Annotated in this window: 21 protein-coding genes and 1 other RNA gene; 13 read left to right on the top strand and 9 right to left on the bottom strand. The window is 62.7% G+C overall.

Going from position 1 to position 19,651, the window contains the following annotated elements; all coding sequences use genetic code 11:
* Positions 1–27: 27 nt before the first annotated feature.
* Positions 28–900, top strand: coding sequence for a DUF3025 domain-containing protein (locus tag PAN31117_RS19775; protein ID WP_150739704.1), 873 nt, complete (start codon positions 28–30; stop codon positions 898–900).
* 15 nt (positions 901–915) lie between these two features.
* Positions 916–1,325: RNase P RNA component class A (gene rnpB / locus PAN31117_RS19780), an RNA gene on the top strand.
* 92 nt (positions 1,326–1,417) lie between these two features.
* On the opposite strand, the gene PAN31117_RS19785 is transcribed toward rnpB, so the two are convergent.
* Positions 1,418–1,840: an OsmC family protein gene (locus PAN31117_RS19785; protein WP_039396159.1), complete on the bottom strand. Its 423-nt coding sequence runs from the start codon at positions 1,838–1,840 to the stop codon at positions 1,418–1,420.
* Between the two features lie 638 nt (positions 1,841–2,478).
* On the opposite strand from PAN31117_RS19785, the gene rplM reads away from it, so the two are divergent.
* From rplM to erpA, 4 genes are all read left to right on the top strand, one after another.
* Positions 2,479–2,907, top strand: coding sequence for a 50S ribosomal protein L13 (rplM, locus tag PAN31117_RS19790; RefSeq protein ID WP_010805091.1), 429 nt, complete (start codon positions 2,479–2,481; stop codon positions 2,905–2,907).
* Positions 2,908–2,916: 9 nt separating this feature from the next.
* Positions 2,917–3,312, top strand: a complete 396-nt coding sequence (gene rpsI, locus PAN31117_RS19795; protein WP_039396162.1) for a 30S ribosomal protein S9 — start codon at positions 2,917–2,919, stop codon at positions 3,310–3,312.
* A 163-nt stretch (positions 3,313–3,475) separates the two neighbouring features.
* A complete protein-coding gene (gene argC / locus PAN31117_RS19800; RefSeq protein ID WP_039396165.1) occupies positions 3,476–4,519 on the top strand; it encodes an N-acetyl-gamma-glutamyl-phosphate reductase in 1,044 nt (347 codons plus the stop codon).
* A gap of 97 nt (positions 4,520–4,616) precedes the next feature.
* Positions 4,617–4,982 carry an iron-sulfur cluster insertion protein ErpA gene (gene erpA, locus PAN31117_RS19805; protein WP_039396169.1) on the top strand — a complete coding sequence of 122 codons (366 nt, stop codon included), beginning with the start codon at positions 4,617–4,619 and terminating at the stop codon, positions 4,980–4,982.
* A 127-nt stretch (positions 4,983–5,109) separates the two neighbouring features.
* Here the strand turns inward: erpA and PAN31117_RS19810 are convergent, their stop codons facing one another.
* The 4 genes from PAN31117_RS19810 to PAN31117_RS19825 form a co-directional block, all read right to left on the bottom strand.
* Complete coding sequence (locus PAN31117_RS19810) at positions 5,110–6,285, bottom strand: trans-sulfuration enzyme family protein (RefSeq protein WP_150739705.1); 1,176 nt, start codon at positions 6,283–6,285, stop codon at positions 5,110–5,112.
* 10 nt (positions 6,286–6,295) lie between these two features.
* Positions 6,296–6,799 (bottom strand): SET domain-containing protein-lysine N-methyltransferase, encoded by a 504-nt coding sequence (locus tag PAN31117_RS19815; protein WP_150739706.1) that lies wholly within the window; start codon positions 6,797–6,799, stop codon positions 6,296–6,298.
* Positions 6,800–7,050: 251 nt separating this feature from the next.
* Positions 7,051–8,223 (bottom strand): anhydro-N-acetylmuramic acid kinase, encoded by a 1,173-nt coding sequence (locus PAN31117_RS19820; RefSeq protein ID WP_150739707.1) that lies wholly within the window; start codon positions 8,221–8,223, stop codon positions 7,051–7,053.
* 104 nt (positions 8,224–8,327) lie between these two features.
* Positions 8,328–9,701, bottom strand: coding sequence for a M23 family metallopeptidase (locus PAN31117_RS19825; protein WP_150739708.1), 1,374 nt, complete (start codon positions 9,699–9,701; stop codon positions 8,328–8,330).
* 203 nt (positions 9,702–9,904) lie between these two features.
* Between PAN31117_RS19825 and tyrS the strand changes: the two genes are divergently transcribed.
* The 4 genes from tyrS (at position 9,905) to PAN31117_RS19845 (ending at position 13,242) form a co-directional block, all read left to right on the top strand.
* Entirely contained in the window at positions 9,905–11,149 is a 1,245-nt protein-coding gene (tyrS, locus tag PAN31117_RS19830) for a tyrosine--tRNA ligase (RefSeq protein ID WP_150739709.1), read from the top strand.
* Between the two features lie 31 nt (positions 11,150–11,180).
* The gene (gene dtd, locus PAN31117_RS19835; RefSeq protein WP_150739710.1) at positions 11,181–11,669 is read left to right on the top strand and encodes a D-aminoacyl-tRNA deacylase; all 489 of its coding nucleotides are present in this window, start codon (positions 11,181–11,183) and stop codon (positions 11,667–11,669) included.
* Between the two features lie 160 nt (positions 11,670–11,829).
* Positions 11,830–12,456, top strand: a complete 627-nt coding sequence (locus tag PAN31117_RS19840) for a YbhB/YbcL family Raf kinase inhibitor-like protein (protein WP_150739711.1) — start codon at positions 11,830–11,832, stop codon at positions 12,454–12,456.
* Positions 12,457–12,534: 78 nt separating this feature from the next.
* Entirely contained in the window at positions 12,535–13,242 is a 708-nt protein-coding gene (locus tag PAN31117_RS19845; RefSeq protein WP_150739712.1) for a histidine phosphatase family protein, read from the top strand.
* Between the two features lie 12 nt (positions 13,243–13,254).
* On the opposite strand, the gene PAN31117_RS19850 is transcribed toward PAN31117_RS19845, so the two are convergent.
* From PAN31117_RS19850 to ruvC, 3 genes are all read right to left on the bottom strand, one after another.
* On the bottom strand, positions 13,255–14,241 hold the full coding sequence (locus tag PAN31117_RS19850; protein ID WP_150739713.1) for an oxygenase MpaB family protein: 987 nt from the start codon (positions 14,239–14,241) through the stop codon (positions 13,255–13,257).
* Between the two features lie 92 nt (positions 14,242–14,333).
* Positions 14,334–15,404: a Holliday junction branch migration DNA helicase RuvB gene (ruvB, locus tag PAN31117_RS19855; protein WP_150739714.1), complete on the bottom strand. Its 1,071-nt coding sequence runs from the start codon at positions 15,402–15,404 to the stop codon at positions 14,334–14,336.
* Between the two features lie 55 nt (positions 15,405–15,459).
* Positions 15,460–16,002: a crossover junction endodeoxyribonuclease RuvC gene (ruvC, locus tag PAN31117_RS19860; protein WP_150575668.1), complete on the bottom strand. Its 543-nt coding sequence runs from the start codon at positions 16,000–16,002 to the stop codon at positions 15,460–15,462.
* Between the two features lie 224 nt (positions 16,003–16,226).
* On the opposite strand from ruvC, the gene PAN31117_RS19865 reads away from it, so the two are divergent.
* The 3 genes from PAN31117_RS19865 to PAN31117_RS19875 all read left to right on the top strand — a co-directional run bounded on the left by PAN31117_RS19865 (position 16,227) and on the right by PAN31117_RS19875 (position 18,395).
* Positions 16,227–16,643, top strand: coding sequence for a CopD family protein (locus tag PAN31117_RS19865; RefSeq protein WP_150739852.1), 417 nt, complete (start codon positions 16,227–16,229; stop codon positions 16,641–16,643).
* Positions 16,644–16,744: 101 nt separating this feature from the next.
* Entirely contained in the window at positions 16,745–17,362 is a 618-nt protein-coding gene (locus PAN31117_RS19870; protein WP_150739715.1) for a 2-hydroxychromene-2-carboxylate isomerase, read from the top strand.
* Between the two features lie 67 nt (positions 17,363–17,429).
* Positions 17,430–18,395, top strand: coding sequence for a 2-hydroxyacid dehydrogenase (locus PAN31117_RS19875; RefSeq protein ID WP_150739716.1), 966 nt, complete (start codon positions 17,430–17,432; stop codon positions 18,393–18,395).
* A gap of 112 nt (positions 18,396–18,507) precedes the next feature.
* Here PAN31117_RS19875 and PAN31117_RS19880 read toward each other — a convergent pair whose 3' ends face one another.
* Complete coding sequence (locus PAN31117_RS19880; RefSeq protein ID WP_150739717.1) at positions 18,508–19,353, bottom strand: MurR/RpiR family transcriptional regulator; 846 nt, start codon at positions 19,351–19,353, stop codon at positions 18,508–18,510.
* Positions 19,354–19,651: the final 298 nt, after the last annotated feature.

Consider the following 19,651-nt stretch of genomic DNA (forward strand, 5'->3'; position numbering starts at 1 on the left):
GTCGGGCGGCGGTTGGCTGTCGTTTCGATGATGTTGATACATGAGCGCGTGTCGTCGAGTTTGCTAACGCCGGTGGGGCCGGTGGAGGCATCCGAACTGCCGGAAATCGACTGGCATGCGCCTTGGTTTAACGTCGTGGTGGTGCCAGGCCAGGTGGCGCTGGCTGACGACGACTGGCGCGATGCGCTGTCGTCGCTCGCCACGAACGCCGGTCTGGTCAGCGGGCAGGGACGGTCACTTCACTTCGTCGCGCAGGACGATCTGCCCGCCGGTGTCGCCTATGAGGCGTTCATTGCGTCTACCGGTGGCGTGCCAACCCGCCGGAATCTCCATGACTTCTTCAATGCGCTTATCTGGCTGACGTTTCCGCGCGGCAAGGCGGCGCTCAATGCGCGTCAGGCGTCGGCCATTGCGGTTGACGGTGTGCAATCCACCCGAGGTGCGACACGCGACGCCGCAACGCTGTTCGACGAGAACGCCGTCGTTTTCGCTTGCAGCGATGCCACGCTTGGTGCGGCGTTGCGGGCGTTCGACTGGCAGACGTTGTTCGTGGCGCGTCGTGCCGACTGGGGGCGAGCTTGCGAAGTGCAGCCGTTCGGTCATGCCCTGCTGGAAAAGCTGGTCACGCCCTACAAGTCGGTGACCGCGCACGCGTGGATCGTCGACGTTCCCCAGACTTACTTCGAATGGCCGGACGCGCAACGGCGCGACTGGCTCGACGCGCAGATCGCCCCGACGCTGGCATCTGCCTCCCTCACGACGCGTGATTTCTCGCCGCTGCCGGTGCTAGGTATCCCGGGCTGGTGGCCCGCGAACGATGATCCGGCGTTTTATCGGGACGTGTCCGTTTTCCGTCCCGGGCGCCGGGAGCGGGCGCAGCGTCGACATGGCACCCCGTGATACACTTCGGCCCGCAGAGTCGGCCAGACAATCGCCGCCTCCTTTCGGGGAGGGGGAGGAAAGTCCGGACTCCATAGGGCAGGGTGATGGCTAACGGCCATCCGTCGCGAGACGCGGAACAGGGCAACAGAGAACAGACCGCCGATGGCCTCTGGCGCAAGTCAGGGGATCAGGTAAGGGTGAAACGGTGCGGTAAGAGCGCACCGCGGCGTGCGGCAACGCACACGGCACGGTAACCTCCACCCGGAGCAATTCCAAATAGGCAGGTGAGCGGCATGCGCCTCGTGCGTGTGTCGGCAACGGGGCCCCCGGGAGCCTGCGGGTAGGAAGCTTGAGCGGCGCAGTGATGCGTCGCCTAGAGGAATGATTGTCAGGCGCGGCGCGAGTCGCGTTCACAGAATCCGGCTTACCGGCTGGCTCTGCATCCCAACAAAATGCGAAAGGCTCCCCTTGGGAGCCTTTTGTGTTTCAGCGCTTGCCGCCACCGCGTGTGCTGCGCCGTCGGCGAACGTTGCTGTCAGCCTTCCACGATCTCGACGCTGTGCGTGAGCTCCGCCGTCTTTGCGAGCATGATCGACGCCGAGCAGTACTTGTCGTGCGAGAGCGTCACCGCACGCTCCACGGCGCTCGGGTTCAGATTGCGGCCCGTCACGGTGAAGTGGAAGTGGATCTTCGTGAAGACCTTGGGGTCTTCGCTGGCACGCTCGGCCTTGAGCGTCACGCTGCAATCTTTGACGTCCGCGCGGCTCTTCTTGAGGATCATCACCACATCGTACGCCGTGCATCCGCCGGTGCCGACCAGCACCATCTCCATCGGACGCGGCGCGAGATTGTTGCCGCCGCCTTCCGGTGCGCCGTCCATCGCGACAATGTGTCCGCTACCCGTCTGTGCGACGAAGGACATGCCGCCCGGGCCCATCCAGCTAACCTTGCATTCCATATTTCGAAACCCCGATAACCCATTCAAGCGAAAATTGTAGCGGCTTCCGAGAACCTGCGTACGACGCCGCCTCAAACCTGTGTGACCGCGAATCGCGCCTCAGGTTGTTGCATCGCAATACTGGCGCTTTTTTGATCGGGTTTTGAGGGGGATAAACCCTAAATTTAGGTTTTGCCCTCTAGAGAGTGACGCTAGGGAAGATGCGAAAATGTTCTATCTAGCTGATTTTTAATGATTTTTAGTGATGCCGCCTGTTTCTCGTGCGTTTCGCATTGTGGTGTCGCATTTCGCACTATAAATTTTCTTGCATCGCACCATACCGTTTGCTACACTGCAGCCATTGGTTGTTGTGCTTCACAGCAACGCTGCAAGTGTCTCCTCCACCCTCCTCCTTTGGTGGATTTAACCCGGACCCATTGAGGTTCGGGTTTTTTTTTGTGCTGCCGGAAACGTCGTTTACCGGCGGGGTGATTTTTCTGTATAATCAACGGCTTTTCCGGAAATGCCCACGGAAAAAGCATCAGGGAGAGCCTGCAAGCACAGGACTGCGCCATGTGACCTCGAGTCGCCAGGACGCGGCCGGCAGACAAGCAGGAAGTTGATGTTAATGGGGCAAACGCATTTTATTTGGATCGATCATGAAGACGTTTTCCGCTAAGCCGGCAGAGGTGACGCGCGAATGGTTTGTGATTGACGCGACGGACAAAGTCCTCGGCCGTGTCGCCAGCGAAGTGGCACGCCGTCTGCGCGGCAAGCACAAACCTGAATTCACGCCGCACGTTGATACTGGTGACTACATCATCATCGTCAATGCTGCCAAGCTGAAAGTTACGGGCGCAAAGCAAACTGACAAGAAGTACTACCGTCACACCGGTTACCCGGGCGGTATCTACGAAACCACGTTCGGCAAGATGCAAGAGCGCTTCCCGGGCCGTGCGCTCGAGAAGGCCGTGAAGGGCATGCTGCCGAAGGGTCCGCTGGGCTACGCGATGATCAAGAAGCTGAAGGTGTACGCCGACGGCAACCATCCGCACGAAGCGCAGCAACCGAAGTCGCTCGAGATCTAAGGGCCAGCCATGTTCAAAAACGATTGGAATTACGGCACCGGCCGTCGCAAGAGCGCAGTGGCTCGTGTGTTCATCAAGGCTGGCAAGGGCGATATCATCGTCAATGGCAAGCCGATCAAAGAGTACTTTGCTCGTGAAACGTCGCTGATGATCGTTCGTCAGCCGCTCGAGCTGACCAACCACGGCGAAACGTTCGACATCAAAGTCAACGTGTCGGGCGGCGGTGAAACGGGTCAGGCTGGTGCGGTTCGTCACGGTATCACCCGCGCACTGATCGACTACGACGCGACGCTCAAGCCGACGCTGTCGACCGCAGGCTTCGTTACGCGCGATGCCCGTGAAGTCGAACGTAAGAAGGTTGGCTTCCACAAAGCCCGCCGTCGCAAGCAATTCTCGAAGCGTTAATCGCCACGAGTGCTTGTGGGCATCCGCTTCGGTGGATGCAAGGAAAGGCCGCCTCGCGCGGCCTTTTTTCTTTTGGCGATGCGCGAGATGCCGGGGACGTTACCGTCCCACAAGTGTCGTCGAAGCTTGATAGAATCGCGGTTCCGATTGAAAGGGGTAGGACATGGTCAAGGTAGGTATCGTAGGCGGCACCGGCTATACCGGTGTGGAGCTGCTCCGTTTGCTGGCGCAGCACCCGGAAGTGAAGTTGACGGCGATTACCTCGCGCAAGGAAGCGGGCACGCCGGTCGCCGATATGTATCCGAACCTGCGAGGCCGTGTCGACCTGGCGTTTTGCACGCCTGACGACGCACGTCTGACGGATTGCGATGTGGTGTTCTTTGCGACGCCGCACGGCGTGGCGATGGCGCAGGCGCGCGAGTTGCTGGCCGCCGGGGTGCGCGTGATCGATCTGGCGGCGGATTTTCGTCTGAAGGACACCGCCACGTTCGAAAAGTGGTACGGCATGCCGCATTCGTGCCCGGACATCCTCGAAGAAGCCGTCTACGGCCTGCCCGAGATCAACCGCGACAAGATCAAGAGCGCGCGCGTGATCGGCCTGCCGGGCTGCTATCCGACGTCCGTGCAGCTGGGCTATGCGCCGCTGTTCGCCGGTGGCCGCAAGCTGGTCGACCCGAAGCATCTGATCGCCGACGCCAAGTCCGGCGCGAGCGGCGCGGGTCGTAAGGGTGAAACGTCGCTCATCCTCGCGGAAACGGCTGACAACTTCAAAGCTTATGGCGTGAAAGGTCACCGCCACCACCCGGAAATCAAGCAGGGTCTCGAGGCGATTGCCGGTTACGACGTGGGTCTGACGTTCGTGCCGCATCTGTTGCCGACGATTCGCGGCATCCATTCGACGCTGTACGCGACGATCCTGCCCGAAGCGCGCGACACCGACTTCCAGGCGCTGTTCGAAACGTATTACGCCGGTGAGCCGTTCGTGGACGTGCTGCCGGCCGGCTCGATGCCGGAAACGCGTTGGGTGCGCGCGTCGAACTACGTGCGCATGGCCGTGCACCGTCCGAACGATGGAGATACGCTGGTGATCCTCGTCGTCGAAGACAATCTGGTCAAGGGCGCGTCCGGTCAGGGCGTGCAGTGTATGAACCTGATGTTCGGCCTGCCGGAGAACATGGGCCTGACCCATATTCCCGTACTGCCGTAACGGTATTTATCGTCACTAAGCGCTTGATTTTCCGGCGTTCGGCACGATTTGGGGAATAGGGCTAGAATGACATCAAACCGATTTATGGAGATTTGCGATGAGCGCACTGCTTGAGGACGCCGTCACGGAAATGCCCGCATTCCTGGTCTTTACCGACAGTGCTGCGGACAAGGTCAAGCAACTGATCGACGAAGAAGGCAACCCGGACCTGAAACTGCGCGTTTTCGTGCAAGGTGGCGGTTGCTCGGGCTTCCAGTATGGTTTCACCTTCGACGAAGATGTTAACGAAGACGATACCGTGCTCGACAAGAACGGCGTATCGTTGCTGATCGACTCGATGAGCTATCAATACCTCGTCGGCGCCGAGATTGACTACAAGGAAGACATCAACGGCGCACAGTTCGTGATCAAGAACCCGAACGCATCCACGACGTGTGGCTGCGGTTCCTCGTTCTCGGTCTGAGCGACGCGACGGCTGCGAATCGATGAGACGACCGAAGGCCGTAGCATCGACCGTAGTGAGCGAGAAAGCCCCCTGAAAAGGGGGCTTTTTTTATGCGCTGTGCTGGTGTTCTTAACCCGCTGGGGCGCTATCCAGAGCTATCCAGCGCGTGGAATACGTCCTCTGTCAGATCGTCGATGTGTTCGATGCCGATGGCGTAGCGGACCAGGTCGTCCGGGATGTCATCACCGTCGGCACCCCGTATGCGCGTTCCGCCCCACATGGTGGCGACGTGGATCGCCAGAGAATTCACGCCCCCCAGACTCCCGGCCATTTGGGCGATCCGCAGGTTGGCGACGACGCGCCTGGCCGCATCGGCACCAGCCTTGACGCGAAATGTCAGCACGCCCCCGAATCCCTGCATTTGTCGACAGGCCAGCGCGAATTGCGGATGACTATCCAGCCCCGGGTATCTGACGCCGCCAACGCGCGGATGCTCGATGAGGCTGCGCGCCAGTGAAAGTGCGTTCTGATTGACACGCGCCATTCGCAGCGCAAATGTGCGAATACCGCGCAGCAGCAGCCACGCATCCATTGGGGAGAGCACCGATCCGACCGTGACATGCGTGTGCCAAATGCGCTCCGCCAGCGCGTGACTCGTGCAGATGACGCCGCCAGTCAGGTCGTGATGTCCACCCAGATACTTGGTCGCGCTATGTACGACGATATCGATGCCCAGCGCGTGCGGCCGCTGATTCGCGGGCGACGCGAAGGTGTTGTCCGCGACGGTGAGAATGCCGTGCATTTTCGCCACTTGAGCGACGTGCGCGATATCCGTCAATTCGAGCAATGGATTCGCGGGGGATTCGAGCACGATGACTTTCGTATTCTTTCGAATCGCTTTCTCGAAGGCCCGTGTATCCGTCTGGTCGACGAGCGAGAGTTCGACGCCAAATCGCTTCAATATGCTGTCCAGCAGGTTGGCGGTGCTCATGTAGTGTCGCCGCTGCGCGATCACGTGTTCGCCGGTGCTGAGCAGCGCGAGCAGCGTCGTAGTCAACGCCCCCATGCCGGAGCCGGTCACTAGCGCCGTTTCCGTGCCTTCAAGGGCGGCCATCACCGCTTTGACCCGCTCGTGTACCGGATTGCCGTAGCGCGTGTAATTCGCGGCGTGCTGCGGCATCGTCGACATTTCGATGAAGTCCTGTTCGTCCGACGCAGCGAAAACGGCGCTGTAATGGATCGCCGGTGCGACGCCCTTTTCGCGCGTGTTGTCCGAGATGCCGCGGTCGCCAACGATAGACGCTGTCTCGATGTGACGCATATAGGCCACCCTATGACTTGGCGGAAAGCGTCTTCCTGTTAGCGGTGACCTTGGCCAGGTACATCATTCCTTCGCGATTGGGAAGTTCTCTGAACCCGGTAATCCACTTGCGGCAACCGTCCGCACCGCATTCGCACTTGAACTGCCGTGCCAGCACGTCCTCGGTGGACGCATAGTCCATCGTGAGGAACTCCCCGGCCTCGATGTCGCGCAAAGCGAAAATCTCGAGACGCTTCATGTCCACCATCAGCGAGGGAGAGCAGGAATGCAGCAGCATGCCGGAGAAGTGCGGATCGTAAAGATGTGTCGTCTCGTTCACCTGCAACGTGTGCAACTTTCGCTGGCTACTGAGCAGCCCCGTGATGCGGCTGACCAACTGACCCCGAATGAACGGAACCAGCGTTCGCACGCCCTGACCCTCGCCGTCGCTATGTTGGCAGACTTCGAACTTCTTGGGAGACGGATAACTGTCCTCCAGTGTTTCGAATAGATAAGAAAAATGCATTTTTCCCATGATGAATGCCCCACTGAGATACGTCTGAAGAAGCGCGCCGAGGCGCGAAGTTGACGTCGTAACAGTGACACACGCTTAGGCAGATGAAGGTCGAATTGGGTGACTTTTGGGGGGCTGTCCCGTAGATCGCTGAGTCGTTGCAGGTGAGTGCGGACGTAATGCAGCGTCGCAGCGACGTCGGGGTGTCGCTGCGGAGTGAGGGGCTGGCAAGGCGGGTATTGCCGACATTGCGTCGGCGCGGGGCGAGCCGCTCAGCGCGGGTAGACCGCCCCCAGAATGCGCAGGCCCTGCGCGCCCGTGACGGACGGGAGATTGCCCGGCTGACGCGTCACGCAACGCTCGGCAAGCCACGCGAACGCGCGGGCTTCGACCTGATGCGGCGGAACGCCAAGTGCGTCAGTCGTCGCAACGGTCACACCCGGCAGACGATCCGCAATGGCCTGCATGAGCGCACGGTTGCGAGTGCCGCCGCCGCATGCGTAGAACCCCCGGCAGTCCGGTGCGAAGCGCAGCACGTCGTCTGCAACGCATTGCGCCGTCAGTGCGACGAGCGTCGCCTGAACATCGACCGGCGACACATTCGGGAGCGCGGCAAGGTGAGCGTCGAGCCATGCCGCGTGGAACAGGTCGCGTCCGGTGCTCTTCGGCGGCGTCTGGTGGAAGTAAGGCTCGCTGAGCAGTGCGGCGAGAAGGGCAAGGTCGACGCGTCCCGTAGCACCCCACGCTCCACCATCGTCGTAGGACTTGCCGAGGTGACGTGCCGCCCAGCAATCGAGCAGCGCATTGCCCGGACCGCAATCGAAACCGGACACCTGTTGGCCCAGCGAGGTGGCGGTCAGAATCGTCACATTGCTGATACCGCCGAGATTGCATACGACGCGCGTCTCGCCAGCGTCCGAAAACATCGCCTGATGGTAGGCGGGCACGAGCGGTGCGCCCTGACCGCCCGCTGCAACGTCGCGGCTGCGAATGTCGGCCACCACGTCGATATTCGTCAGTTCGGCGAGCAACGCGGGGGCGTTGAGCTGGCGCGTGTAGCCGATGCCGTCGAATTCGCCGGGCCGATGACGGATCGTCTGCCCGTGCGCGCCGATGGCCGCGATCGCAGACGCAGGCAAGCCCGCCGCAGCGAGTAACTGCGTCACGCACGCGGCATACACGCGCGCCAGCGCATTCGCCGCAAGCGCTTCGCGATGCAGTTCGTTGTCCGAGGGGGCTTGCAGCACCATCAGCGTCTCACGCAGGTCGTTCGGGAACGGCAGATAGGCTTCCGCGAGCACTTGTCCGTCGGCAGACGAGACGAGCACACCGTCGACACCATCCAGACTGGTGCCGGACATCAGGCCGATGTAGTAAGCGGACTTGGCGGAGGCGGCGAGGGAGGCGGTGGCCGGGTCGGCCAGGTGACGAGCGATGTCGTTCATGTGCGGGCGCGCGCGTGCGATGAGCTTGAGAAGGAAGTCCCGCACTGCGCGCGGCGCGTCGATGGATCAGACGTCACCCCGCACAGTGCGGACTCCAGCATACCTCAATCGCGCTCAGCGACTTGCACGGTGCGCATCAGATCGATGCGCTTGAGCAGGTTCTCTGCGTACATGTCGAACAGCTTCAGGCGATTGCCCGAGAGCGGGGCGACGGCAGCCACATCCGTCGAGAACGGATTGCGCGGCACGCCCTTGAAGCGCAGTTCGTAATGCAGGTGTGGGCCGGTTGCCCAGCCCGTCTGACCGACGAAGCCGATGACCTGACCTTGCGTCACGCGCGTCCCCGCCTTCATACCCTGACCGAAGCCGGAGAGATGGGCGTAACGCGTCTCATAGTTGCCTGCGTGTTCGATTTCAACCAGATTGCCGTAGCCATTCTGCGTGCCGACGAACTTCACGACGCCGTCACCCGCAGCGAACACACGTGTGCCGACCGGAGCGGCCAGATCCACGCCTTCGTGCTTCTTCCACTTGTGCTGGAACGGATGCTCGCGACCGCCGAAGGCCGATGAAATCCGCGAGAACTCGACCGGTGTGCGCAGGAAGGCTTGCTTCAGGTTGCGACCGTCAAAGCCGTAGTACGCGCCGTCGGGCGAGTTGCCCTGCGGATCGGCGTACCAGATGGCCTGGTGCGTCTTGCCCTGGTTGATGAACTCGATGGCGAGCACGCGCCCGGTGCGAACGGTGCGGTCCTGCTGCTTGATCACTTCGTACACGAGGCGGAAACGGTCGCCACGGCGCACGTCGCGCTGGAAGTTGATCACGCCGGAGAAGATGTTCACCATCTGCGCGACGACGGCGTCGGGCACGCCCGCGTCGTCCATTGCGGTGAAGAAGTTGCCCGCTATCGCACCGGAGCGCATGGCCCATTCGGTGTCGTTCGCCAACTGCTCCATGCGCGCGCGCAACCGGCCCGTGTCGTTACGCTCGATCACCAGTTGCTGTGCGGCGGTGCTGCCGGTCGACAGGACGGTGGAGAGCGTGACGAGCTTGCCGTCGTCATCGGTTTCGGCCTGAACGACTTGCCCGGCGGGCACGCCGATCAGGCGACGGGCGACGGCATTCTCGCGAATGAACTTCTCGGCGGCGGGATCCTGAATCGACAGCCGGGAGAGCATGTCGCCGAGGGTTTCGCCGCGCCGCAGCGCCACTTGATGGATAAAGGTCTGGGATTGCGCGTCGAGCTGCTGGATTTGTTTGGCCAGATCGGGGAAGGTGAGCGGCAACGTCACGCTCGCACCGTTGCGTGCCGAATCCGGCACCATCGGCGCCACGCCGAAAGCGGTCACCATTCCCAACGTCAGGGCCGAACCGACCGTCGCCACGATTTGCACCTTTCTGCGACGGTGCTTCGGCTGCGTGGGATCGATCAGGGTCAGCAGTTCACGCGCAAAAAAATCACGGAGTTTTGGCCACATCACGTAAAATTCTGCGCAACTTACGAAAAAAGCCCGGGCGGAGCGACACGCTTCGAGATTGCCTGCCGGAATTTCCGGGGCAACCCGGCGTCGCTTCGGCCCGAGCCGAGAATTGAGCGGCAATTATAGCAGACCCGCCGCTGCCTCCGCCTTTACTGACTGGATAAGGGGAACTCCCCCGACGCAGTCTGGACAATGATGTTATGACAAGTGAACACGCACTCACCTCGGAAAAGAAGTACCCCGTGACCGATGCCGCGCGCGCTGCGCTGGCCGTCGCCAAGCGCGGCTGCGACGAACTCCTCGTGGAAGAGGAGTTCCTGCAGAAGCTCGCGCGCAGCGAAGCCACCGGTAAGCCGTTGCGCATCAAGCTGGGTCTCGATCCGACCGCGCCCGACATTCACATCGGTCACACGGTGGTGCTCAACAAGATGCGTCAGTTGCAGGATCTGGGGCATACCGTCATCTTCCTGATCGGCGATTTCACCTCGCTGATCGGCGATCCGTCGGGCCGCAACAGCACGCGTCCGCCGCTCACGCGCGAGCAGATCGAAGCGAACGCCAAGACCTATTTCGAGCAGGCCGCACTCGTGCTCGACCGCGAAAAGACCGAAATCCGCTACAACAGCGAATGGTCGATGAAGCTGGGCGCCGACGGCATGATCAAGCTCGCGTCGCGCTACACGATGGCGCGCATGCTGGAGCGCGAAGACTTCACTAAGCGCTTCCAGGGCGGCGTGCCGATCGCCATTCATGAGTTCCTCTACCCGCTGATGCAGGGCTACGATTCGGTGGCGCTGGAGTCCGATCTGGAACTCGGCGGCACGGACCAGAAGTTCAACCTGCTCGTGGGCCGCGAATTGCAGAAGCAATACGGTCAGGAGCCGCAGTGCATTCTCACGATGCCGTTGCTCGAAGGGCTGGACGGCGTCGAGAAGATGTCGAAGTCCAAGAACAACTACATTGGCATCAGCGAGAAGCCGAGCGACATGTTCGGCAAGCTGATGAGCATCTCCGACACGCTCATGTGGCGCTACTACGAGCTGCTGTCGTTCCGCACGCTCGAAGAGATTGCGCAACTGCGCCGCGAAGTCGAGGAAGGCCGTAACCCGCGCGATATCAAGGTACTGCTCGCCCAGGAGATCGTGGCGCGCTTCCATTCGCAGGCCGACGCCGATCGCGCGCTCGAAGAGTTCAACGCACGCGCCAAGGGCGCCGTGCCGGACGATATTCCGGAAGTTTCCCTCGATGGTGCCCCGCTGGGTATCGCGCAACTGCTCAAGCAGGCAGCGCTCGTGCCGTCGACGTCGGAAGCCAACCGCAACATCGAGCAGGGCGGCGTGCGCATCGATGGCGAAGTGGTGTCCGACAAGGGTGCGAAGATCGAGGCCGGGACTTACGTCGTGCAGGTCGGCAAGCGCCGGTTTGCGCGCGTGACGCTCGCCTGAGCGTCGGCGTCACATTGCGGGGCAAGCAACGATGATCGCGCTCATTCAGCGTGTGCTCGAAGCGGCGGTGACGGTCGATGGCCGCACCGTCGGCGCGATCGGTCCGGGGCTGCTCGCATTGGTATGCGCCGAACGCGGCGACACCGAGGCGAGCGCCGACAAGCTGTTGGCGAAGTTGCTCGGCTACCGCGTATTTTCGGACGAGGCGGGCAAGATGAACCGCAGTGTCTCGAATCTCGATGGCAATTCTGACGGCTACGGTGCCGCTGCTCGTATCGGCGGCTTGCTACTCGTCTCGCAGTTCACGCTCGCGGCCGATACGAACAGCGGCACGCGTCCGAGCTTCACGCCGGCCGCCAGCCCGGCGGACGGCAAGCGTCTGTTCGACTACTTCGTGACGCAGGCGCGTGCACGCCATCCCATCGTGGAAACCGGCGAGTTCGGGGCCCACATGCGCGTCTCGCTTGTGAACGACGGTCCCGTCACGTTCTGGTTGCAGACGCGGCCGGAAGCGGCCTGACGCGGTCTGGCGCTGCTCCTCCTGTTATCCCGAAAATCGCTCGGAATTGTCTGGAATCGTCCGGAAGTGCGGGGGCAAGTGCACGCGATTCGCATCGGTGTGATACCGTCCTTGGGTTCCGAATTCGCGAATTCAAGAATTCACAGCTTGGGAGAATCTGATGAAAGTCTGGAGTGACTCGTTTGCCGATAATGCGGCGATGGATGCACAGTTCGCCTTTGGCAAACCGGACGCGGCGTCGCACGTTGCGCTGTCGCAGAACAAGAACCCGCATCTCGCCTGGTCCGATGTCCCCGCCGGTACGCGTTCGTTTGTCGTGATCTGCACCGACAGCGATGTGCCGAGCCAGGGCGACGACGTCAACAAGGAAGGTCGTGAAGTGCCGGCGGATCTGCCGCGCGTCGACTTCTTCCACTGGGTGCTCGTGGACGTGCCCGCGTCGACCAGCGAAATCCCGGCGGCCAGCCACAGCAATCACGTCACGCCGCGCGGCAAGTTCGGCCCCGATGCGCTCGACGGCATGCGTCATGGCGTGAACGACTACACCGCGTGGTTCGCCGGTGACGACACCATGAAGGGCGACTACTACGGCTACGACGGCCCGTGCCCGCCGTGGAACGACACAATCGTCCACCACTATCACTTCACCGTGTATGCGCTTGACGTCGCCCGTGTGCCGCTCGACGGCCGCTTTGACGGCAACGATGTACTCGCCGCGATCAAGCCGCATGTACTGGGCAGCGCCCGCGTGACCGGCACTTACACGCTCAATTCGAAGGCGAAGTAAGCACGCATTACGCTTGCCTCGTCACCTGCTTCACGGCTCGCTCAGCACGCTGCTTAACCTGAACACGCAATTGCATCGATGAACGGCACGACCACGACCCTGACTCTGATCCGCCACGGCGAGACCGACTGGAACCGCGTCAAACGGATTCAGGGGCACACGGACATTCCGCTGTCGGCGGAAGGCGAGCGTCAGGCCGTGCTGCTGGGCGCGCGTATTGCACGTGAAATGGCTGCGAGCGGCAGTGTGTTCGATCAGGTGCTGACGAGCGATTTGCAGCGCGCGGTGCAGACGGCAGAGCCTGTTGCGAAGGCGTGCGGATTGCCGCTGGAGCGCACGGCGAGTCTTCGGGAGCGCCACTATGGCGCTTTCGAGACACGTGTACCCGATGAAATTCAGGCGGATTTTCCGCAGGACTACGTGCGGTGGCAGAGCCGCGATCCCGACTTCGTGATCCCTGGTGGCGAGTCGACGCGTGGTTTCTATACGCGTATCACCGGTTTCATCGCACAGGTGCTGCGTGATTACGCGGGCCAGCGCGTGGCGCTCGTGGCGCATGGTGGCGTGCTCGATTGCTGCTACCGGCTCGCGACGGGCCTGGCGCTGACCGAACCCCGTTCGTATCCGTTGCTCAATGCCAGCGTGAACCGTCTGTCGTTTGACGGGGCGCATTGGAAAGTGTTGAGCTGGGGCGATGTCACGCATCTGGATGATGCCGTGCGCGACGAGAGCAACGACAAGCCTGCCGATGCCGCAGGCGACCGCGTTGATCCGCGTGTGGTGTAACAGAGCGCGCGCCTAGCGCTCCAGCGATGGCGCCGTCACCTCCACCGCAGGTGTCGCCAGTGCCCGGCGACGTGCCCGATGGGCCACGCTGTTTCGCATCGACCAGCGCGCGAGCTGTGCCATGTGGCGCACGGCAGGTCGCACGGTGAGGCGGCGAATCGTCGCCTTTTCGTCGAAGCCGAGCATCGTTTGCGACCAGTCCGGCAGCAGATCGACACCGGCCCGGAACAACAGGCCGCTGAACACGCGCGCGCCAGCAAACGGCGCAGGCAGGTTGCGCAACACGCGCATGACTTCTTCCGTGCGGTCGCTTGCGCTGAGTGTGGGACGCATCGCCGCGAGATAGTCGTCAATCTGCGCGACACTCGTCGGCACATCGCGCGCACCCAAGGCAATGGCAATGCGTGCGACTTCAGCGTAATAGCGATCCTGATCGTCAAGCGAGAACGCGGGGTTCTTGTAGACGAGATAGCTGCGCAGAAAGCTCGACGTCTCGGCCACGTGCACCCACGTCAAAAGATCGGGATTGTAAGCGGCGTACGGCCGACCGTCGGGGGCCGTGCCTTTGACCTGGAGATGAATGCGTCGCACGCGTTCGAGCAGCGCCTCGGCGTCGGCCGTGTTGCCGAAGGTCGTGCCGCCGATGAACGTCGCGGTGCGGCGCAGACGGCCCATCACGTCCTGCCGGAACGTCGAGTGGTCCCAAACACCGGCCATCGCCAGCGGATGCAGCGATTGCAGCAGCAACGCGCTCACGCCGCCAATCATCATCGAAGTGAAATCGCCGTGGACGTGCCAGCAGGCAGCGTCCGGACCGAACAGGCCCGGATCGCCGTCAGGCGTGTCGTAATTCAGACGCGGGGCACCGGGGCCGGACGTCAGGCTCACGAGCCGCATCGCGATGGCGTGCCGCAAACGCCCGGATACACCCACGACCGGTCCGGCGGGACGCAAGGGCGTTGCCGGGGGCGGGGTGGGCAGATCGTCGTGGGAGGCCATGTTGTGCCTTGGGCGGAGCGTGAACGTCGATTGTCCGACAGAGGGATTCGCCGGACCTGCGACGTATCGTCGCTATAAGGTCGCTACCGTCGCTACTTGCCTGTCGCGTCCGGCGACCAGAGCGCACCGCTTTCCGGCGCGCTGCCGGGCGCTGCCAGCCCGAAGTGGCGATAGGCGGCGAGCGTGGCGACGCGGCCGCGCGGCGTGCGTTGCAGGAAGCCCTGCTGGATCAGGAACGGCTCGATCACGTCTTCGATGGTGTCGCGCTCTTCGCCGATTGCGGCGGCAAGGTTGTCGACACCGACCGGGCCGCCATCGAACTTGTGGAGCACCGCTTCGAGCAGCTTGCGGTCCATCACGTCGAAGCCGACCGCGTCGACGTCGAGCATCGACAGCGCGGCGTCGGCCACGGCGGCGGTGATGCGACCGTCGGCCTTCACTTCGGCGTAGTCGCGTACGCGGCGCAGCAACCGGTTGGCGATACGGGGGGTGCCGCGTGCGCGGCGTGCGATCTCAAAGGCACCGTCGTCGGCGATGACTGCGCCGAGCAGGCTCGCCGAGCGGCGCACGATGCCCGCCAGTTCGTCTGCCGTATAGAACTCCAGACGCGCCACGATCCCGAAGCGATCTCGAAGCGGGTTCGTCAGCATGCCGGCGCGGGTCGTCGCACCCACGAGCGTGAACGGCTGAAGATCGAGCTTGACGCTGCGCGCCGCCGGACCTTCGCCGATCATGATGTCGATCTGGTAGTCCTCCAGCGCCGGATACAGAATTTCCTCGACGACCGGCGAGAGCCGGTGAATTTCGTCGATGAACAGCACGTCGTTGGCTTCGAGATTGGTCAGTAGCGCGGCGAGATCGCCCGGACGCTCCAGCACCGGTCCCGACGTCTGGCGCAGATGCACGCCCATTTCACGGGCGATGATGTGGGCGAGCGTGGTCTTGCCCAGACCCGGTGGGCCGAAGAGCAGCACGTGGTCGAGCGGTTCCGAGCGCTTGCGGGCCGCCTCGATGAAGATTTCGAGCTGTTCGCGCACCTTGCGCTGACCGACGTATTCGTCGAGCAGCTTGGGGCGCAGCGCGCGCTCGAAGGCTTCTTCGTTGGGCGAGGCCGGTGTGGGCGCAATGATGCGCTCGGCGGCGAGTTTGTCGGTTTCGATCATGGATGCATTGTAGCGCTTCGGACGTCCGCCCTTAGCCCACCATTTGGGCCACCCTTTAGCCCACCAATCGACCGCGTTTCACACGCAGGCCCTTGGCAGCCAGCGCGGGCGCGACTTCGGTGAGCGCCGCGTAGGTTTCGCCGCTGTGCGCGTGGCAGATGGCGACGCCCAGTGCGTCGGAGGCGTCCTTGCCCGGCGTGCCCGTGAGGGTCAGCAGACGGGTGACCATCTCCTGCACCTGCTCCTTGCGCGCGCGTCCGTAGCCGACGACCGCCTGCTTGAGCTGCATCGGCGTGTATTCGAAGACTTCGAGCCCGCCGACCGACAGTGCAGTGATGGCCGCGCCACGCGCCTGACCGAGCAGCAGTGTGGATTGCGGGTTGACGTTGACGAACACCTTTTCGATGGCGGCCTGATCGGGCCGGTAGGTGTCGACCAGTTCGGCCACGCTCTCGAAGATGATGCGCAGCCGGGCGGGCAGGGTGCCTTCGCCGGTACGGATGACGCCGCTCGTCACATATTGCAGACGGTTGCCGTGCTTTTCGAGCACGCCGAAGCCGGTGACGCGCAGGCCGGGGTCGATACCAAGAATTCTCATGCGGGGGCCGATGACCGGCGTGCTGCGCCGATGTGGGGCAAAAAAGCCAATATGGTCCGTATTCTGGCACAGCCGGGCTTCATCGCGTTGAATGCTTCGCGTCGATTTGCCGCAGGCCCGGCGGCCGTTGGCGGGCGGCGCTGCGCGTCGCGAGACGGCGGATTGTTGTACATTGCTTGCTGTTCAAAATATTCGACGGCCTGCTGGCGGGCCGCTTGTCCCCGATGCTCTGGATCAAAGCGCTTCACATCGTTTTCGTCGCCTCGTGGTTTGCCGGTCTGTTTTATCTGCCGCGCATTTTCGTCAACCTCGCGATGGAGAGCGATCCGGCCGCCACGCAACGTCTGCTGCTCATGGCGCGCAAGCTCTACCGCTTCATGACGATTCTCGCCATCCCGGCGCTCGCTTTCGGAATGATCCTCTGGTTGTACTACGGCATCGGCCGCTACGGCGGCTGGTTGCACGCCAAGCTGCTGATCGTGGTGCTGCTGCTCGGCTACCACCATGCGTGCGGCCGTCTGCTGCGCAAGTTCGAAACTGGCCGCAACACGCGCTCGCATCGCTGGTACCGCTACTTCAACGAGATTCCGGTGCTGGGACTGCTCGGCGCGGTGATTCTCGCGGTCGTCAAACCCTTCTGAGATCGCTTGCGAGCGTCGCCTGATCAACGCACATCGAACACGTCATGCATCAACAGCGCCAGTCATAGGCGCCCCTTACCGATAGCAAGAGGAGTTTTGCCGTGAGTCTGACTTGTGAATATTTTCTGGCGACGCAATCGCCCTATGTCTACATGGGGCATGCCCGTTTTGTCGAGCTGACGCGCCGCTACGGCGTACAGATCCAGCTCAAGCCGATGGATCTCGGGCGCGTCTTCAGCGGTTCGGGCGGTCTGCCGCTCGCCAAGCGCGCGCCGCAGCGTCAGGCGTATCGTCTGGTGGAACTGGCGCGCTGGTCGAAGTATCTCGGCCTGCCACTGAACCTCGAACCGAAGTTCTTCCCCGTCTCGGGCGATCCGGCGGCAAAGCTCGTGATCGCAACGCAGCTCGCGCACGGCACCGACAAGGCGCTGGAACTCGTCGGCGCGGTGTCGAATGCGCTGTGGGTCGAAGAGCGCAACATTGCCGACGATGCCACGCTGCAGGCGCTCGCCGACAGCGTGTCGCTTGACGGCAAGTCGCTGCTCGCCGCATCGCATGGCGCGAGCGTGCAGGCAGCCTACGACGCCAACACGGACGATGCAGCGGCCGCAGGGGTGTACGGAGCGCCGTGGTTCGTCTTCGAAGGCCAGCCGTATTGGGGACAGGACCGTCTGGACTTCCTCGAACGCGCCTTCGCCGAGGCCAGCGCAAAGCGCTGAGTCTGCCGCAGAATCTCTCGCTCGCTGCCGGGGATGCCGGTGGCGGCAACCCCCAGGAGTGAATCGCATGAGTCGTCCGGAAGTTGTGTTGTACAAGAGCGTGCCGCCTGACGTGCGTGCACGATTGGCCGAGCATTTCTCGCTCACTGAATTCGACGGCGTGAACGACGGCAACCGCGCCGAGTTCGCGGCGGCGCTCAGCCGTGCGGACGGTGCCATCGGCGTCGGCGTGAACGCGACGCCCGCGCTGCTCGACGGGGCATCGAAGCTCAAGGCGTGGGCCACGATCTCCGTGGGCTACGACCAGTTCGATGTGCCCGACCTCACGCGTCGCGGCATCAAGCTGATGAACACCCCCGACGTGCTGACGGAAACCACCGCCGATACCGTCTTTGCGCTGGTGTTGTCGAGTGCGCGTCGCGTGGTCGAACTGGCCGAGCTGGTGAAGGCTGGCGGCTGGAAGGCGAGCCTCGGCGAGGAGCACTTCGGCACCGATGTGCAGGGCAAGACGCTCGGCATCGTCGGCATGGGACGCATCGGTGGCGCAGTAGCGCGTCGTGCCGCCCTCGGTTTCGGCATGAAGGTGTTGTACAGCAACCGCTCGCGCAACGAAGCGGCAGAAAAGGCCTATGGTGCGGAGCATCGCACGTTACCCGAACTGCTCGCGCAGTCCGATTTCGTCGTGACGCTGGTGCCGCTGTCGCCCGCCACCGAGCGCCTGATCGGTGCCAAAGAGTTCGCACAGATGAAGCGCGGCGCGATCTTCATCAACGCCGCGCGCGGCAAGGTGATCGACGAAGCCGCACTGGTCGATGCGCTGGCCTCCGGGCATCTGCGTGCTGCCGGTCTCGATGTCTTCGAGCGTGAGCCGGTATCGGTCGATTCGCCGCTGCTGAAGATGAAGAACGTGGTGGCGCTGCCGCATATCGGCTCGGCCACGCACGAGACGCGTCACGCGATGGCGTCGTGCGCCGCCGACAATCTGATCGCCGCGCTGACGGGCAAGCCGCTGCAAAACGTGGTGAATCCGTAAGCAGGCCCTTCACACGCGGAACATTGCGTCGGGAAACGAGAAGGGGCGAAGCGCTGTCATGGCGCTTCGCCCCTTTTTCGTTGCCGGTGCACTCGCTGCGCACCGCATCCGGTCACTTGCCGTCGTTCGCCGTGCGCCGCCGGTTGATGACTTCCTTCGCCCGCGCGAGCTGCGATGGCAGCCGATCGCCGAGACGCAACGCCATGCCGACCGCGAGCACGTCGCCGATGGCGAGATGGGCGATGCGTGAGGTCAGCGGCGAATACACGTCGGTGTCTTCGTCGACATCGGCGAACAGCGCCACGCTGGCCTGCCGCGCCAATGGCGAATTGCTGTGCGTGATGGCGATTACACTCGCGCCTGCCGTGCGGGCCAGTTGTGCGGCTTCGAGCAGATCCTGCGTGCGTCCCGTATTCGAGATCGCGACGACAACGTCTCCTTCCTTGAGGAGTGCCGCCGACATGCCGTACACGTGCGGATCGCTGTAAGCGACTGCGGGCACACCAAGGCGGAAGAACTTGTGCTGCATGTCCTGCGCGGCGATGCCAGAGGCCCCTGCGCCGTAGAACTCGATGCGTCGTGCCGACGCGAGCAGTTCGATCGCCTCGCCGATGCTGTCGGGCGAGAGATTATTGCGCACCTGCATGAGGCTGCCGATGGTGCGGTCGAGCACCTTGCTGGCGATGCCCGGCACAGGCTCGTCCGGACGCACGTCGCGGTGTACGAACGGCACGCCCTGCGCGATGCCCTGCGCCAGACGGATCTTGAATTCGCGATACCCGCTACATCCCACTGCCTGACAGAAGCGGGCGATCGTCGGCTGGCTGACGTTGGCGCGCTCGGCGAGCTCGTTCATCGACAGGTCGACGACTTCGCGCGGCGCGTCCAGCACATAGGTCGCAAGCTTGCGCTCGGACGGGCGCAATTGGGTCAGCGTGGCTTCGATTCGGTTAAGCATGGCAGGCAGCAACAAAAGCAGACGCGCGGCAGGGGACGGCGCTCACTATAGCACCCGCACACCGCGTGGCACCGCGCCGGGCTTGGGGCGAAGATGCCGGAATCATGAATGAAATGTACAAAAACTACAAAAATACGACATTTCACATTATGGGGTGAGGTTTCTCAATCCGGCAAAACCTAACGTAAGTGTTGGATATGACTGGGTAAAACCCTGACTGTCGATGGCTTTGGATTGATGGGATGTAGAATTTCTACTAAACTCCGCTCCCAATCGCACCTGCCCCGGGTGCATCGCA

This window comes from Pandoraea anapnoica, assembly GCF_902459765.1.
In the GTDB taxonomy this organism is placed as follows: Bacteria; Pseudomonadota; Gammaproteobacteria; order Burkholderiales; family Burkholderiaceae; genus Pandoraea; species Pandoraea anapnoica.